Source organism: Streptomyces purpureus (genome assembly GCF_014648195.1).
Classification (GTDB): domain Bacteria; phylum Actinomycetota; class Actinomycetes; order Streptomycetales; family Streptomycetaceae; genus Streptomyces; species Streptomyces purpureus.
In genome coordinates this window covers 273,420-288,196 of sequence record NZ_BMQQ01000004.1, presented here as the reverse complement: position 1 = coordinate 288,196, position 14,777 = coordinate 273,420, and the positions used below count along the sequence as shown (strand labels likewise).

The following is a 14,777-nucleotide window of genomic DNA, read 5'->3' as shown; positions in this document are numbered from 1 at the left end:
GACACATCGGGAACGGAGGCCTGCATTCCGCTCGTCCCGTCTGTGGGATGAACACAACGATCAGGCGAGCGGCTGTCTTCTCGCTGCTGCTGGTGGCCGCCCTGCTGATGCGGGCGACCTGGGTGCAGGCGTACGAGGACAGGGCACTCGCGGACGACAAGAACAACCGCCGGAAGGTGATCGCGCAGTACGCGCGGCCGCTCGGGGACATCATCGTGGCCGGTTCGCCGGTCACCGGTTCGAAGAGGACGGAGAGTGGTGATCTGGCGTACAAGCGCACGTACACGCAGGGCGAGCTGTACGCGGCCGTCACGGGGTTCAGCTCGCAGGTGTACGGCGCCACGCAGCTGGAGGGCGTCTACGCCGATGTGCTCGACGGGACCGACTCGCGGCTGAAGAGTCCGCTGGACACGCTCACCCGTGAGCAGCAGGATCCGGGCGATGTGCTGACGACGATCGATCCGGCGGTGCAGAAGGCGGCGTACGAGGCGCTCGGCTCGAAGAAGGGCGCGGCCGTGGCCCTCGATCCGAAGACCGGCCGCGTCCTGGGGATGGTCAGTACGCCGTCGTACGACCCGTCGAAGATCGCGGGCGGGACGGACGGGGCGGAGTGGGGGAAGCTGACCGCCGATGAGGACAAGCCGCTGGTGAACCGGGCGATGCGGCAGCCGTTGCCGCCGGGCTCGACGTTCAAGCTGGTGGTCGCCGCGGCGGCGCTGGAGGACGGGCTGTACGGGTCGGTGGACACGGCGACCCAGAGCCCGGATCCGTACACGCTACCGGGGACGGTGCGGGTGCTGAAGAACGAGAACCCGTCGGCGCCGTGCGAGAACGCCACGATCCGTACCGCGCTGCGGTATTCGTGCAACAACGTCTTCGCCAAGATGGCCGTGGATCTGGGCCAGGCGAAGGTGAAGGCGATGGCGGAGAAGTTCGGCTTCAACAACCAGAAGCTGGACGTGCCGGTGCGTGCCTACGCGAGTGTGTACCCGTCGAAGATGGACGACGCGCAGACGGCGCTGTCGGGGATCGGGCAGTTCGATGTGACGGCGACGCCGCTGCAGATGGCGATGGTGTCGGCCGCCATTGCCAACGACGGAGTCCTGATGGCACCGCACATGGTGTCGAAGGTGGTGGACGGGGACGGCAATACGCTCCAGTCGTTCGAGGACACCGGATCGACGCGGATCGTGTCGTCCCAGACCGCCGGGCAGCTGCGGGACGCGATGCGGACGGTCGTGGAGCAGGGCACGGGCAGCAACGCCCGGATCGACGGCGCGGAGGTGGGCGGCAAGACGGGCACGGCGCAGCACGGCGAGAACAACAGCAAGACGCCGTACGCGTGGTTCACGTCGTACGCGAAGGATTCCTCCAGCGGGAAGGAGGTCGCGGTGGCCGTGCTCATCGAGGATTCGGGGGCGGCGCGCTCGGAGGTGAGCGGCAACGGTCTGGCGGCTCCGGTGGCGCAGAAGATGATGGCCGCGGCGCTGAAGTAGACCCTGGGTCGGGGGCGGGGCGGGCCGCACGATATGCAGGGGGTGTCGATCGACGTCCCTGTGTTGGCGGAGGAGTTCCGTGCGGCTGCCTCGTTCCCTGTCCGGCTGGACCATGGCGGTCTTCGGCGTGCTCGCCGCGGCGCTCGGTGTCGTGGGGCTGGTCGCCCCCGATGTGATGATCTCGCTGATGGGTTTCGAGCCCATACCCTCGGCCCGCCGGGCGGAGGGAGACCACACCCTGGTGTTCCTCATGGCGTCGTCGATGGCGGCGCTCAACATGGGTGTGTACTACGTGCTGGCGGCCTTGGCCGACTGGCGGGCGTTCTTCCGCTGGACGGTCCCTTTCCGGCTGCTGACCTGCGCGGTGTTCACGACGGCGGTGCTGTCGGGCCGGGCGGCGGAGGGCTTTCTCGGGGTGGGGATCTGGGAGGGCGTGGGGGCGGTGGTGACCGGCGCGGCGCTGCGGTACGAGAACCGCCGGGCCGCCCGCGCATGACACTCCCCTGTTTTGCGCCGCCGAAATTCCTTTGCCGGGAGCGGAGTTGGGATGGCATGCTGCGCGCATGATCTCTGTTGACGTCGTGAACGACGGAAAGGCGGCCTCCGCCATCGAGCGGTGAGGGCCGCCGAGATGGACCGGGCACGCGAGGCGTGCGCGGTCCGTGACGCATGGCTGGCCCACGGCTTGTCGGCGCACAGCGCCGAGCGCGCGGAGGCCGAGGATGCCGTACGGGAGCTGTACCGGCTGATCGACGCGCCGGCGCCCCGCTTCACCTGGGTGGACTCTCCGTCCGCCGGACTGGAACTCGTACGAACCGACCCCGCCTTCGGGCCCGTGCGGCTGCACACGGGTGTGCTGCCCGATCGGGCCGAAGGATGGTCGCCGCCCTCACGTCTCGCCACGCTCCAGTCGGAGCTGCGGGACCGGCTGGAGAGCTCGGTCCGCGGGCCTGATCGGTACGGGTGGTCCCTGCGGCCGCTCAAGCCCGAGCCGGACTGGGAACAGCTCCGCTCGACGGCCCCGCGGGAGGCGCTCGCGGCCGGCGCCTCGCTGGACCGGGTGCTGTGGGTGGCCGTACGGGACGCACTGCGCGGGTCGCTGGGCGACGCGGTCCGCGCCCCGGTGCGCAGCGCGCTGCGCACCGACTCGCCCGACCCGCTGACCTGGTGGGGGCAGCACGACGCCTCCTGGGTCGGTCACTACGACGCCTGCGCCCGGATCGGTCACGGGTGGTTCGCGGCGGGCGACCTCGCGCAGCTGGGTCTGTGGGCCCGGCTGGCCCGGTCCACCGGCTGGTGGTGGGCGGGGGAGGGCCGGTGCGTGATGGCCGAGCGACCGGCCGCCGTACACACCGAACCAGCTCCCGGCGCCGTCCATGGCGAGATCCGGCTGCACCACGACGACGGCCCGGCGGTCCGCTTCCGTGACGGGAGCGGGGTGTACGTCCTGCACGGCGCGCGGGTGCCGGGCTGGGTGGTCACCGGGCCGACGGTGGAGCGGATCCACGCCGAGACCAATGTGGAGGTCCGGCGCGCCGCGATCGAACGCATCGGCTGGGACGCGTACATCGAGCAGGCCGGGCTCCGGCTCGTCGGCACGGCCGACGACCCCGGCAACCCCGGCTTCCGCTTGCGCCTCTACGACGTGCCGCGGGAGCTGTGGGGCCGCTCGGCCCGGCTGCTGCTGACGGTGAACGGCTCGGTGGAGCCCGACGGGCGGCGGCGGCAGTACGCGCTGGGTGTCCCGGCGTTCCTGGACGACCCGGTGGCGGCGGCGGGGTGGTCGTACGGCCTGAGCGGGGAGCAGTACGGGCGGTTGCGGCGCCGCACGTGAGGGCGGATGACGTCATCTGTCATCTGTCATCTGACGAACCAACAGACATTGGAGGAATCTGCCATGACCATGAACGTGAACGTGACCCTGGGCGAGCTGACGGCCCGGACCGGACTCGACGTGCTGGACCACCTGGAGCGGGAGGTGACCGTCCCGGTGGTCGACGGAATGCAGGCACAGGGCGACCTGATCGTCGTTCCGCTCGCGATGCTGGGGCAGCTGCGGGTGGACGACGACGGGTGGTGGGGCGTGCCGCCGGAGGGGGTGGAGCTGCTGCGCAGCTCGGCGGGCGGGAACCCGCACACCCTCGTCGCCGACCGGGGCCGGTGCCGCTGGACGACGCGTGTCGACGATCCGACCGGGCTGGCGATCGGGGCGCTGGAGGCGGCCTCGGTGGCGTACCTGATCCATCCGGAGCACGGCGCCAGCGGGATCGCGCCGGGGCGCTACGTGGTGCGGCGGCAGCAGGAGCGGGCGCTGGGGGCGCGGCCGGGGCCGCTGCGGGGGCTGATGTTCCGGGGCGCGGGGAACCGGTTCGTCTGCGACTGAGGATATTCGGGTGACGGGCGCGGTCAGTGGCCGGGATGATGCGGCCATGCCACGACCGTATGGATTCAGTTACGAGCAGCGCGCCGACGGCACCGTCGAGATCGTGCACCAGGGCCGCGCGGCGGGGACGCTGCGCGGCGCCCGGGCGGAGAAGTTCCTCCAGGAGGCGGAGTCCGGCGACGCCCAGCTGGTGATGGCGCGCTGGACCGGCGCGTACAAGCACGGCAACGAACGGCTTGCCCGGCAGCATCCGCGCAACCGGGGTGCACGCGGATAGCGGAACGTTTAGCAAGGTAAGGGAACGGCAAAGCGGCGTCGCTCGTTACCGAGAGCATGACCGCAATGACCCCCGGCTCGAACATCCCCCTCGGCGTCGCGCGTGTGGCGGTGGACGTCACCGCACCGGTGCGGCTCGACGTATCGGGCCTGCTGCTCACCGCCGACGGCAAGGTGCGCTCCGACGACGACTTCATCTTCTACAACCAGCCGACGGGACCGGGCGTGACCTACCGGTCCGGCGGGGGCACCGCCCCCGACGCGATCATCGTGGACACCTCGGCCGTGCCGGCCGGGATCGAGAAGATCGTGGTGACGGCGAGCCCGGACGCCGCGGGGCAGACGTTCCAGGGCATCGAGCCGACGGCGACCATCCGTGACGCCGACAGCGGCGCGGCGCTGGCGACGTTCACGCCGCCGCGGCTCGGGGCCGAGACGGCGCTGGTGATCGTGGAGATCTATCTGCGGGGCGGCGCCTGGAAGGCGCGCGCCGTGGGCCAGGGCTATGCGAACGGGCTGGCCGGGATCGCCACGGACTTCGGCGTCTCGGTCGAGGAGGAGCCCGCGACGGCCCCGGCGACCCCCGCGCCCGCGGCTCCGGCCGACCCGAGGGTGACGGCTCCCCCGGCCCCGGCCGCAGCGCCCGCGGCCCCTGCCGCCGCAGCGCCCGCGCCCGGCGCCGGGAAGATCAACCTGGACAAGGGCCGGGTCAGCCTGCAGAAGAACCAGACGGTCTCCCTGGTCAAGGGCGGCCGTCCGCTGCTCTCCCAGGTCAAGATGGGCCTGGGCTGGGAGCCGGCCTACCGCGGCAAGGACATCGACCTCGACGCGTCGGTGATCGCCTACGGCCCGCAGCGCAACCACCTGGACAGCTGCTACTTCGGCAAGCTGGCCATCCTGAACGGCTCGGTCAAGCACTCCGGCGACAACCTGACCGGTGAGGGCGCGGGCGACGACGAGGTGATCGTCGTCGACCTGGGCCGCCTGCCGGCCGAGGCGACGGGCCTGGTGTTCACGGTGAACTCCTTCTCCGGCCAGAAGTTCACCGAGGTCGCCAAGGCGTACTGCCGGCTGATGGACGCGGCGACGGGCGAGGAACTGGTCCGCTTCGACCTCACCAACGCCGAACCGCAGACCGGCGTGATCATGTGCAAGCTGATCCGCCAGTTCTCCGGCGAGTGGGAGATGACGGCGATGGGCGACTTCGTGAAGTCCCGCACGGTCCGAGGCATGGTGAAGCCCGCCGCGCAGGCGCTCTGACGGTACGGAAGCGCAACGGCAACGGCCCGCCGGGGATCTCCGGCGGGCCGCTTGCGTCGTACGGCAGGGGTAGTGAGGGTCAGGCGCGGGGGGTGCGGCGCCACCGTCCGGGGCCCCCAGCCCCAGCGGAACGTATGCCCACAACGGGGCGCCGTGCAGCCGGCGCCCCGGGGCACCGCGCCGCGCCGTGCAGCCGACGTCCCCGCCGCCGAGGCCCCCATACCGCCCCGCGCAGCCGGCGCACCCAGCGGGCGGGTGACCCGCAGCCGGCGCACCCGGGCCCGGGGCCCCGCCCCGGATCACCTCACTCCCCACCGCCCCCGGCAGGGCTTCGGGAAGGGGCGGGGTGGGGGGAGCTCAGCCCTGGGAGCGGGCCTTGAAGGCGGCCTTGCGGGCCTCCTTCGCCGCTTGCTTGTCGCGGTGGAGGCGGCCCATCGCCTCCAGGACCTCCGCCGTCGACGGATGGTTCACCCGCCACGCCGCGTCGAAGAAGCCGCTGTGCTGGCCCGTCAGGCCCTCCACGAGGTCCTGGAGTTCTTCCAGGTCGCCGTCGGCGTCGAGCTGGGCGGCGATCGTGTCGATGGCCAGCCAGAAGATCATGGCCTCCGGCGGCGGGGGGACGTCCGACGCGCCGCGTTCGGCGAGCCAGACGCGGGCCAGGCCGCCCAGTTCGGGGTCGTCGAGGACGTCGCGGACGGCGGGTTCGGCGTCGGCGCCGACGAGGGAGAGGGCCTGCTGGCAGTGGAGGCGGCGCAGCGGGGAGCCGGCGTCGGTGCCGCGGGCGGCGGCGAGGAGTTCGCGGGCGCCGGCGAGGGGGTCGCGGCGGGCGAGCCACAGTGCGGTCTCGGCGCGGGCGGACGGCTCGGGGTACTGGGCGAGGCCGTCAAGCAGGGTGTCCGCGCCCTTGTCGGCGAGGTCGCCGACGGCGGGCGCGTCGACACCGGCCTCCAGCATGCGGGCGCGGATGCCGTACAGGCCGAGCGGGGTGAGCCGGACCATGCCGTAGCGGCTGACGTCCTCGTCGTCGACGGGCGGCGCGGGCTCCTCGCCCTCCTCGGCCATGAGGGCTTCGTCGACGGGCTGGTAGGCGACGAGGCCGATCGGTTCGAGGAGCCGGAACTGGTCGTCGAGCCGCATCATCGCCTCGGAGACCTGCTCCAGGACGTCGTCGGTGGGCTCCCCCATGTCGTCGGGGACGATCATCGAGGCGGCGAGGGCGGGCAGCGGCACCGGGCCTTCGCCGGAGCCGCCTTCGGCGACGGTGAGCAGGTAGAGGTTGCCGAGGACGCCTTCGAGGAACTCGGCCTCGGCCTCGGGGTCCCAGTCGAGCGCGTCGAAGTCGATCTCGCCGTTCTCGCCGATGACGTCGGCGATGTCGTCGAGGACGGGCGCGGTGGCGTCGGCGAAGACGACGTCGAGGCCGTCGAGCCAGAGGCCGAGGACGTCCTGCGGGGCGCCGCCGGTGACGAGGGCGAGGTTCTCGCCCGCGGTGGCGGTGCCGTGGTCACCCTCCTCCGTCTCCGAGGGCTCCACGACGTCGACGAGTCCGGTGTCGACGGCCACCCGCCAGGCCTCGCTGGCGTAGGCGGCGCCGTCCTTGTCCGGCTCCAGGCCGAGGACGCGGGCGGCCTCGGGCAGCTGCTCGTCGGCGAGTTCGCCGCCGGCGCCGACGCGGGTGTCGGGTCCGGCCCAGCGGGCGAGGCGGACGGCCCGCGCGAGCAGCGGGCTGGCGAGTGCGTCCCTCGCCAGCTCCGCGTCCGAGTGCAGCCGTACGGGCGGCAGGGTGGGGCGGTCCGAGACCATCAGGGATTCTCCTCGGGGCGTACGTGTTCCAGGCGCGTGTTGCAGGCCGACCCAGCGTAGACGCTCTTCGCCCGGTGCCTGCCGGTTCATGAACCGGTCACCGACCGTACCCCCGGCAACTCTTGACAAGTTCCGTACTCACACAAGAGATTGACGCGCGTAGATCAATCGACCGATCCTCCAAGCACTTTCGGAGCCTTTTGATGCCTTCCTCCATACCGAGATCCGCGGCCGTGTCCACCGTCGTCGCCGCCGCCCTCGCCGCCGGCCTGCTGGCCGGTTCCGCCACCGCCGCCGCCGAGGACACCGCCCCCGCCGTCGTGCACATCCACGACATCCAGGGCACGACCCGCGTCTCGCCGCTCGCCGGCCAGGCGGTCACGGATGTCTCGGGCATCGTCACGGGCGTGCGGACGTACGGCTCCAAGGGCTTCTGGTTCCAGGACCCCGAGGGCGACGGCAACGCGGCCACCAGCGAGGGCGTCTTCGTCTACACGGGCTCCGCGCCGACGGTCGCGGTCGGCGACGCGGTGAAGGTGTCGGGCACGGTCGGCGAGTACGTGCCGGGCGGCACGAAGTCGGGCAACCAGTCGGTCACGCAGATCACCAAGCCGGCCGTGACGGTCGTCTCCTCCGGGAACGCGCTGCCCGCGCCGGTCCGGATCTCGGCGAAGTCCGTTCCGTCCGTGTACGCGCCCGAGGGCGACCCGGCCGCCGAGGGCTCCATCAACGGGCTGACGCTGCGCCCGAAGACGTACGCCCTGGACTACTACGAGTCCCTGGAGGGCACCAACGTCGCGATCGGCTCGTCGCGGGTGGTCGGCGCCACCGACCCGTACTCCGAGCTGTGGGTGACGGTGAAGCCGTACGAGCACGCCAACCGCCGCGGCGGCACGGTCTACGGCTCGTACACCTCGCAGAACACCGGCCGGCTCCAGATCCAGTCGCTGACCCCGATCGCCCAGCAGCCGTTCCCGAAGGCGAACGTCGGTGACGTGCTGGCGGGGACGACCGAGGGCCCGCTGGACTTCAACCAGTTCGGCGGCTACACGCTGACCGCCCGCACGCTGGGCACGGTCGTGGACCGCGGGCTGGAGCGGGAGACCACCGAGCCGCAGCGCCGCGGCGAGCTGGCGGTGGCCACGTACAACGTGGAGAACCTGGACCCGTCGGACCCGCAGGAGAAGTTCGACGCGCTGGCCAAGGCGGTCGTGGAGAACCTCGCCTCGCCCGACATCGTGGCCCTGGAGGAGATCCAGGACAACAACGGCGCCAAGAACGACGGCACGGTGGCCGCCGACGAGACGCTGAAGAAGTTCACGGAGGCGATCGCGGCGGCCGGCGGCCCGTCCTACGCGTGGCGCTCGATCGACCCGGCCAACAACCGGGACGGCGGCGAGCCCGGCGGCAACATCCGCCAGGTCTTCCTCTTCAACCCGGAGCGGGTCTCCTTCACCGACCGCGCCGGCGGCGACGCGCAGAGCGCGACCGGTGTGGTGCGCGGGGAGAAGGGCCGGGCGGAGCTGACGCTGTCCCCGGGCCGGATCGACCCGGCGAACACCGCCTGGGACAACAGCCGCAAGCCGCTCGCGGGTGAGTTCTCCTTCAAGGGCAAGACGGTCTTCGTGATCGCGAACCACTTCGGTTCGAAGGGCGGTGACGAGTCGCTGGTCTCGCACCACCAGCCGCCGAACCGTTCCTCCGAGGTGAAGCGTCTGCAGCAGGCGCAGGCCGTGAACACCTTCGTGAAGGACATCCTGAAGGTGCAGCGCGGCGCGGACGTGGTCGTCCTCGGTGACATCAACGACTTCGAGTTCTCCGCGACGACGAAGGCGCTCACCGACGGCGGTGTGCTGTACCCGGCCGTGAAGTCGCTGCCGCGCAGCGAGCGGTACTCGTACGTCTTCCAGGGCAACAGCCAGGTCCTCGACCAGATCCTGACCAGCCCGTCGATCGACGACTTCGAGTACGACAGCGTCCACATCAACGCGGAGTTCGCCGAGCAGAACAGCGACCACGACCCGCAGGTGCTGCGCTTCCGTCCGTAGCTCCCGCATGTCCCTCAGGACACGCCCGGGCTGAGGCTCAGCGCGGGCGTGTACCGCTTCACGCCACCCCCGACGACACCCGGGTAGTTCTGCACCTTGCGCCACTGGGGTGTGTCCGCGCCGATGCCGTCGCCGGGGGCGGCGAGGGCCTCGATGTGGGCCTCGGCGCTCTCCCACTCGGCGTAGTTGAGGACGCGGGTGCCGTCGACGCTGATGTGGAAGTGTCCGGAGATGCCACCGGGGTGCGGGTTCGGGTCGGTCGCCAGCGCCTCGAAGACGCCGTCCACCCAGTCCCGCTGCCGGTCGGCGTCCGGGCCGTCGAACATGACGTCCACGACGACGATGCTGCCCGGGACGCGGGGGTCGTCCTTGTCCGCTTCCTTGGCGCGGTAGAGCTCGTAGGAGTTGACCTCGACCCGCTCGATGCCGGGGACTGCGGCGTCGATCTCGCCGTTGCGGTCGCCGCGGTGGCGGGCGAAGAAGTCCTGGAAGGCCTGTTCGCTGCGCCACTGCGAGTAGTGGAAGAGCGTGTCGCCGTCCTCCCCGGTGTACACGGTGTAGGAGAGGATCCCGCTGTCGGGCCATGCGCGGCTCTGCCAGGTCTTGCGGATGGCGTCGACGGCGGCGCGCTGGCGCTCGGGGGTCCCGACCCGCCAGGTGCCGGCCTTGACGACACCGACGTCGGTGCGGGTGAGGTCGGGGCGGGCGTCGGAGTCGAGGCGGGCGTGGACGGTCATGATGGTCCCCTTTTTCCGGTGGTGGGCGCCTGGCCGGCGCGCAGGAACATCGTGGAACGTCAACCAAAGTTGAGGTCAAGCGTGGACCGGAGAGACCTCCGGCCCTGATCGGCGCGGTGCGATCAGGGCCGGACGGCGGGCGATGCGGCGGCGGGGGGTCAGGAGAGGAGGTGGCCGCCGCCGTCGACGAGGAGCACCTCTCCGGTGATGTACGCGGCGTGGGCGAGGTCGAAGACGGCCTGGGCGATGTCCTCGGGGCGGCCGACCCTGCGCATCGGGACGGCCCCGGCCACATGGGCCTTGGCCTCGTCGGCGCCCTCGACGCCGTCGAACCAGGGCGTGTCGATGAAGCCCGGGGCGACGGCGTTGACCCGGATCCCGGGGCCGAGGGTCTTGGCGAGCAGCTTCGTCATGTGGTTGACGGCGGCCTTGGAGACGGCGTACGGGATGGAGCTGCCGCCGGGGCGTACGCCCGCCTGCGAGGAGATGTTCACGACGCAGCCGGCGCCGTTCGCGCGCAGGTGCGGGACGGCGGCGGTGATGGTCTGCCAGACGCCGATGACGTTGACGTCGTAGAGGTGGCGCCAGACGTCGGGCGAGGCCGCGTCGAGGTCGTCGTGCGGGATGAAGCGGGTGGTGCCCGCGCAGTTGACGAGGATGTCGAGCCGGCCGTACGCCTCGACGGCGGCGGCGACGAGCCCGGTGGCCTGGGTCTCGTCGGAGACGTCGGCCTGGATGTAGCGGGCGTCCGGCAGTTCGGCGGCGAGGGCCTGGCCCGCCTCCACCGACCGGGCGGAGTTGACGACGACCCGGATCCCGGCGGCGGCCAGGCGGCGGGCGACGGCGGCTCCGATGCCCGAGGACGATCCGGTGACGAGCGCGACGCGCTGTTCGCTCATGGTGTGTGATTCCTCCTGAAGTCCCCCTGTCGCGCGGCTCGATCATGCCAGACGGCCGCGCACAGCCCCGGATTGTTCAGCGGTGCTAACCCTGCCTGACAAGAAGAACTAAGTGGACCTTCACGTTCGGGGGCGCGGAGACTGCGAGGATGACGATCGCTCACTCTGAACAGCCTCCTCACCTTGAACAGCCTCCACGTCCGTTCGGCCGCGCGCTGTGCGCGATGATCACGCCGTTCACCGACTCCGGGGAGCTCGATCTCGGGGCGGCGCGGCGCCATGCGGCGCGTCTGGTCGCGGAGGGCTGCGACGGCCTGGTCCTGAACGGCACGACCGGTGAGTCGCCCACCACGAGCGACGCGGAGAAGTCGGCGCTGGTACGGGCCGTACGGGAGGAGGTCGGGGCCGGTGTCGCGGTCGTGGCGGGCGTCGGCACGTCCGACACCCGGCACACGCTGGCGCTGGCCCGGCAGGCCGAGGAGGCCGGCGCGGACGGGCTGCTGGTGGTGACGCCGTACTACAGCCGTCCGCCGCAGGACGCGGTGCGGGCGCACTTCCTGCGGGTGGCGGACGCGAGCGGGCTGCCGTTGATGCTGTACGACATTCCGGGGCGTACGGGCACCCGGATCGAGCCGGAGACGCTGCTGGAGCTGGCGGGGCATCCGCGGATCGTGGCGGTCAAGGACTGCTCGTACGACCTGCTGGGCAGCGCGAAGGTGATGGCGCGCACGTCGCTGGCGTACTACTCGGGGTCCGAGGAGCTGAATCTGCCGCTGTACGCGCTGGGTGGGGCGGGGTACGTCAGTACGGTGGCCAATGTGGCGCCGCGTGCGATGCGGGCGGTGCTCGACGCGTTCGACGCGGGCGACACGGTGGGGGCGCGGCGGCTGAACCGGCGGGTGCTGCCGCTGACCGAGCTGATGATGGCGTCCGGGCTGCCGGGCACGGTGACCGTGAAGGCGCTGCTCGGCGGGCCGGTCCGGGAACCGCTGCAGCCCGCCGGCCGGGAGGCGGCCGACGGGCTGCGGGCTGCGTACGACGAGTTGGCTCAGCCGGAGACGTGAGTGGTGCCGAGGATGTTCGCGTGCTCCAGGACGTCTTCGGCCGGGTCGTCGATCTGACCGGCGTGGATCAGGGCGACGACAGGGCCGTTGCGGGAGTCGCGGTTGGTCTCGTCAGCGGTGGCGGTGGTGGCCGGCAGCAGCGCGGCCAGGAACGTCAGCGCCCCCGCCACCGTGGATCTGGTCCTCATGTCACTCCTCGCATCAGATGATCGGTCGGCTCTGCGGTCTGTTCAACGCGGAGCCGGTCCGATCAGTTGTGGCTGTGGAGGATGTCGTTGAGGCCGCCCCAGACCGCGTTGTTCGGGCGGGCCTCGACGGCGCCGGTGACCGAGTTGCGGCGGAAGAGGATGTTCGAGGCGCCGGAGAGCTCGCGGGCCTTGACGATCTGGCCGTCGGGCATCGTGACGCGGGTGCCGGCGGTGACGTAGAGCCCGGCCTCGACGACGCACTCGTCGCCCAGGGCGATGCCGACACCGGCCTCGGCGCCGATCAGGCAGCGCTCGCCGATGGCGATGACGACGTTGCCGCCGCCGGAGAGGGTGCCCATGGTGGAGGCGCCGCCGCCGATGTCGGAGCCGTCGCCGACGACGACACCGGCCGAGATCCGGCCCTCGACCATCGACGTGCCGAGGGTGCCGGCGTTGAAGTTGACGAAGCCCTCGTGCATGACGGTGGTGCCGGCGGCGAGGTGCGCGCCGAGCCGGACGCGGTCGGCGTCGGCGATCCGGACGCCCTTGGGGGTGACGTAGTCGGTCATGCGCGGGAACTTGTCGACGGACGTCACCTGGAGGTGCAGCCCATCGGCGCGGGCGTTGAGGCGGACCTTCTCGACGTCGTCGACGGCGACCGGGCCGAGCGAGGTCCAGGCGACGTTGGCGAGGACCCCGAAGAGGCCGTCGAGGCTCAGGCCGTGCGGCTTGACCAGACGGTGGGAGAGCAGGTGCAGACGCAGGTAGGCGTCGTGCGCGTCGAGCGGCTTGTCGTCCAGGGAGCCGATGACGGTACGGACGGCGACGACCTCGACCCCGCGGCGGGCGTCCACGCCGATGGCCTTGGCGGCGCCCGCGCCGAGCAGGCGGACGGCGTCGTCGGCGGTGAGCCGCTCGGTGCCGGCCGGGCCGGGCTCGGCGACGAGCTCGGGGGCGGGGAACCAGGTGTCGAGGACGGTGCCGTCACCGGCGATCGTGGCGAGGCCGGCGGCGACGGCGCCGGTGGTGCGCGGTGCGGTGGTGCTGTCGGGCGAGTCAGTCATGAGGGAAACCTAACCGGCTGGGGCGGGCCGGGGCGAACCGGTCTCAGGTACCGGTCGGCCCCGGCGGCGGCCCGCGCCCGGCCGGCGGTCAGCGCGCCGGCGGACGGCGCGGGAGTCGCCCAGCTTCGCCACCGGGTTCCAGTACGTCAGCTCTTCGGTCTCCTCCCCGGTCGTTCTGCCGTCGGCCTCGTGGACGGTGCGCAGCCCGGCGAAGGCGTAGGTGACCGGGTTCACCAGGAGCTCGTCACGGCTGCTGGTGCCCGGCCCCCGGACCGAGGCCTGCCGGTGCACGGCCATGGGCCTCCTCGTCCGCACGTCTTCGCCGGGGACGACGGTCACACCGGGAATGGTGGCGAGGGCCCGCAGCAGCGCGCCGTGTACGCGGGGCGGGAGGTGGAAGGTGCGGGCGAGGACGGTCGTGATGGCGGATGACGGAAGGCCGTGAGGAAGGTGTCGGCGGTGATGTCGTCCGCGGCGGCGTCGCCGAGGCGGCGGGCGGCGTAGCGGTGGATGTCGGCGGCGTGCCTGCCGTAGAGGTCGGCGAAGACGTCGGGCCGTTCGAGGGACTCGGCTATGAGTGCCGCGTCGTCGGGCCCTGGGGGTCCGGTCACGGACACTCCGTGTCTGATGTCGGTGGCTGTCACACCCCTTGTCGCCCGCTGGGGCCGAGGGGGTTCACGGGATGAGGCGGCGCAGCATCTCCCGGGCGTGGGCTTCGTCGTACTGGCCGCCGGTGAGCAGGACCTGGAGGCAGAGGCCGTCCATCAGGGCGACGAGCGCGCGGGCGGTGGCGGGGTCGGTGCGGTGGGTGAGGGCGGCGGCGACGGTGTCGGTCCATTCGGCGGCGACGGGGCGTAGGGCGGGGCGGCGCAGGGCGGCGAGGTAGAGCTCGTACTCCAGCTCCACCGCGGTGCGGTCGCCCGCGATCCAGCGGCCCATCAGGCGGGCGAGGTCGGTGGCGAGGTCGCGGCCGGCGTCGGTGAGGGCCTCGCTGGTGGCCACGGCCGCCGCGAAGGATTCGCCTGCCTGGCGGAGGGCTGCGACGAGGAGTTCGTCGAGGGAGGCGAAGTGGTAGGTGGTGGAGCCGAGGGGGACGTCGGCCTCGGCGGCGGCGGTGCGGTGGCTGAGGCCGGCGATGCCGTGCTCGGCGACGACTCTGAGGGCGGCGTCGATGATGCGCTGGCGGCGGTCGGGGTCGTAGCGGCGGGGCATCAGTGCGCGCCGCCGAGGTTGAGGACGATGACGCCGGCGACGACCAGCAGGATGCCGGTGATTTTGATCAGGCTGGTGGATTCGCCGAGGAAGATCATGCCGATGGTGGCGACGGCGGCGGTGCCGATGCCGGACCAGATGGCGTAGGCGGTGCCGATCTGGAGGGTCTTGAGGGTCTGTGCGAGCAGGGCGAAGGCGATGAGGTAGCCGGTGACGGTGATCAGGGAGGGCCAGAGGCGGGTGAAGCCGTCGCTGTACTTCATGGCCGTGGTGGCGGCGATCTCGGCGGCGATGGCGCCGGCCAGCAGTCCGTATCCCATGTGTACGCCCATGTGTACGAGCGTACC

The 14,777-nt window shown here is 71.9% G+C and carries 16 protein-coding genes and 1 pseudogene; 8 read left to right on the top strand and 9 right to left on the bottom strand.

Going from position 1 to position 14,777, the window contains the following annotated elements:
* Positions 1 to 47 precede the first annotated feature (47 nt).
* The 6 genes from IEZ01_RS08420 to IEZ01_RS08395 all read left to right on the top strand — a co-directional run bounded on the left by IEZ01_RS08420 (position 48) and on the right by IEZ01_RS08395 (position 5,415).
* Positions 48 to 1,496 (top strand): peptidoglycan D,D-transpeptidase FtsI family protein, encoded by a 1,449-nt coding sequence (locus tag IEZ01_RS08420; RefSeq protein WP_019885302.1) that lies wholly within the window; start codon positions 48 to 50, stop codon positions 1,494 to 1,496.
* 79 nt (positions 1,497 to 1,575) lie between these two features.
* On the top strand, positions 1,576 to 1,992 hold the full coding sequence (locus tag IEZ01_RS08415) for a hypothetical protein (protein WP_373287578.1): 417 nt from the start codon (positions 1,576 to 1,578) through the stop codon (positions 1,990 to 1,992).
* 120 nt (positions 1,993 to 2,112) lie between these two features.
* Positions 2,113 to 3,330 (top strand): DUF6745 domain-containing protein, encoded by a 1,218-nt coding sequence (locus IEZ01_RS08410; protein WP_189200754.1) that lies wholly within the window; start codon positions 2,113 to 2,115, stop codon positions 3,328 to 3,330.
* Positions 3,331 to 3,393: 63 nt separating this feature from the next.
* A complete protein-coding gene (locus IEZ01_RS08405; protein ID WP_019885305.1) occupies positions 3,394 to 3,879 on the top strand; it encodes a DUF8820 family protein in 486 nt (161 codons plus the stop codon).
* A gap of 46 nt (positions 3,880 to 3,925) precedes the next feature.
* Positions 3,926 to 4,156 carry a hypothetical protein gene (locus tag IEZ01_RS08400; protein ID WP_189200752.1) on the top strand — a complete coding sequence of 77 codons (231 nt, stop codon included), beginning with the start codon at positions 3,926 to 3,928 and terminating at the stop codon, positions 4,154 to 4,156.
* 56 nt (positions 4,157 to 4,212) lie between these two features.
* Positions 4,213 to 5,415 (top strand): TerD family protein, encoded by a 1,203-nt coding sequence (locus IEZ01_RS08395; protein ID WP_189200750.1) that lies wholly within the window; start codon positions 4,213 to 4,215, stop codon positions 5,413 to 5,415.
* Positions 5,416 to 5,772: 357 nt separating this feature from the next.
* Here the strand turns inward: IEZ01_RS08395 and IEZ01_RS08390 are convergent, their stop codons facing one another.
* On the bottom strand, positions 5,773 to 7,218 hold the full coding sequence (locus IEZ01_RS08390) for a hypothetical protein (protein ID WP_189200748.1): 1,446 nt from the start codon (positions 7,216 to 7,218) through the stop codon (positions 5,773 to 5,775).
* A gap of 203 nt (positions 7,219 to 7,421) precedes the next feature.
* On the opposite strand from IEZ01_RS08390, the gene IEZ01_RS08385 reads away from it, so the two are divergent.
* Complete coding sequence (locus IEZ01_RS08385; RefSeq protein WP_028797392.1) at positions 7,422 to 9,266, top strand: DUF8508 domain-containing protein; 1,845 nt, start codon at positions 7,422 to 7,424, stop codon at positions 9,264 to 9,266.
* Positions 9,267 to 9,280: 14 nt separating this feature from the next.
* On the opposite strand, the gene IEZ01_RS08380 is transcribed toward IEZ01_RS08385, so the two are convergent.
* Entirely contained in the window at positions 9,281 to 10,003 is a 723-nt protein-coding gene (locus IEZ01_RS08380; RefSeq protein ID WP_189200746.1) for an antibiotic biosynthesis monooxygenase, read from the bottom strand.
* Positions 10,004 to 10,161: 158 nt separating this feature from the next.
* Positions 10,162 to 10,902, bottom strand: coding sequence for an SDR family NAD(P)-dependent oxidoreductase (locus tag IEZ01_RS08375; protein ID WP_189200744.1), 741 nt, complete (start codon positions 10,900 to 10,902; stop codon positions 10,162 to 10,164).
* A 149-nt stretch (positions 10,903 to 11,051) separates the two neighbouring features.
* Here IEZ01_RS08375 and dapA point away from each other — a divergent pair, with 149 nt between their 5' ends.
* Positions 11,052 to 11,966, top strand: coding sequence for a 4-hydroxy-tetrahydrodipicolinate synthase (gene dapA / locus IEZ01_RS08370; protein WP_189200742.1), 915 nt, complete (start codon positions 11,052 to 11,054; stop codon positions 11,964 to 11,966).
* Here dapA and IEZ01_RS08365 read toward each other — a convergent pair.
* From IEZ01_RS08365 to IEZ01_RS08340, 6 genes and pseudogenes are all read right to left on the bottom strand, one after another.
* Positions 11,951 to 12,154, bottom strand: coding sequence for a hypothetical protein (locus IEZ01_RS08365; protein WP_028797394.1), 204 nt, complete (start codon positions 12,152 to 12,154; stop codon positions 11,951 to 11,953). The two genes, dapA and IEZ01_RS08365, sit on opposite strands and share 16 nt — an antisense overlap.
* 62 nt (positions 12,155 to 12,216) lie before the next feature.
* Positions 12,217 to 13,218, bottom strand: coding sequence for a 2,3,4,5-tetrahydropyridine-2,6-dicarboxylate N-succinyltransferase (gene dapD / locus IEZ01_RS08360; RefSeq protein ID WP_019885314.1), 1,002 nt, complete (start codon positions 13,216 to 13,218; stop codon positions 12,217 to 12,219).
* A 9-nt stretch (positions 13,219 to 13,227) separates the two neighbouring features.
* Complete coding sequence (locus IEZ01_RS08355) at positions 13,228 to 13,515, bottom strand: hypothetical protein (RefSeq protein ID WP_189200740.1); 288 nt, start codon at positions 13,513 to 13,515, stop codon at positions 13,228 to 13,230.
* 110 nt (positions 13,516 to 13,625) lie between these two features.
* Positions 13,626 to 13,829 (bottom strand): annotated as a pseudogene (locus IEZ01_RS08350) (sigma factor); the annotation flags it as partial.
* 64 nt (positions 13,830 to 13,893) lie between these two features.
* Positions 13,894 to 14,430: a TetR/AcrR family transcriptional regulator gene (locus IEZ01_RS08345; protein ID WP_189200735.1), complete on the bottom strand. Its 537-nt coding sequence runs from the start codon at positions 14,428 to 14,430 to the stop codon at positions 13,894 to 13,896.
* On the bottom strand, positions 14,430 to 14,750 hold the full coding sequence (locus tag IEZ01_RS08340; protein ID WP_028797396.1) for a DMT family transporter: 321 nt from the start codon (positions 14,748 to 14,750) through the stop codon (positions 14,430 to 14,432). Before IEZ01_RS08340 ends, IEZ01_RS08345 begins: the two co-directional genes overlap by 1 nt.
* Positions 14,751 to 14,777: the final 27 nt, after the last annotated feature.

What these genes read in the sequence shown, in the direction of transcription:
- IEZ01_RS08395 (WP_189200750.1), top strand. Translation starts at nt 4,213, where the DNA reads ATGACCGCAATGACCCCCGGCTCGAACATCCCCCTCGGCGTCGCGCGT.
- IEZ01_RS08345 (WP_189200735.1), bottom strand. Translation starts at nt 14,430, where the DNA reads ATGCCCCGCCGCTACGACCCCGACCGCCGCCAGCGCATCATCGACGCC.
- IEZ01_RS08400 (WP_189200752.1), top strand. Translation starts at nt 3,926, where the DNA reads ATGCCACGACCGTATGGATTCAGTTACGAGCAGCGCGCCGACGGCACC.
- dapA (WP_189200742.1), top strand. Translation starts at nt 11,052, where the DNA reads ATGACGATCGCTCACTCTGAACAGCCTCCTCACCTTGAACAGCCTCCA.
- IEZ01_RS08420 (WP_019885302.1), top strand. Translation starts at nt 48, where the DNA reads ATGAACACAACGATCAGGCGAGCGGCTGTCTTCTCGCTGCTGCTGGTG.
- IEZ01_RS08355 (WP_189200740.1), bottom strand. Translation starts at nt 13,515, where the DNA reads ATGGCCGTGCACCGGCAGGCCTCGGTCCGGGGGCCGGGCACCAGCAGC.
- IEZ01_RS08405 (WP_019885305.1), top strand. Translation starts at nt 3,394, where the DNA reads ATGACCATGAACGTGAACGTGACCCTGGGCGAGCTGACGGCCCGGACC.
- dapD (WP_019885314.1), bottom strand. Translation starts at nt 13,218, where the DNA reads ATGACTGACTCGCCCGACAGCACCACCGCACCGCGCACCACCGGCGCC.
- IEZ01_RS08390 (WP_189200748.1), bottom strand. Translation starts at nt 7,218, where the DNA reads ATGGTCTCGGACCGCCCCACCCTGCCGCCCGTACGGCTGCACTCGGAC.
- IEZ01_RS08385 (WP_028797392.1), top strand. Translation starts at nt 7,422, where the DNA reads ATGCCTTCCTCCATACCGAGATCCGCGGCCGTGTCCACCGTCGTCGCC.
- IEZ01_RS08380 (WP_189200746.1), bottom strand. Translation starts at nt 10,003, where the DNA reads ATGACCGTCCACGCCCGCCTCGACTCCGACGCCCGCCCCGACCTCACC.
- IEZ01_RS08340 (WP_028797396.1), bottom strand. Translation starts at nt 14,750, where the DNA reads ATGGGATACGGACTGCTGGCCGGCGCCATCGCCGCCGAGATCGCCGCC.
- IEZ01_RS08365 (WP_028797394.1), bottom strand. Translation starts at nt 12,154, where the DNA reads ATGAGGACCAGATCCACGGTGGCGGGGGCGCTGACGTTCCTGGCCGCG.
- IEZ01_RS08375 (WP_189200744.1), bottom strand. Translation starts at nt 10,902, where the DNA reads ATGAGCGAACAGCGCGTCGCGCTCGTCACCGGATCGTCCTCGGGCATC.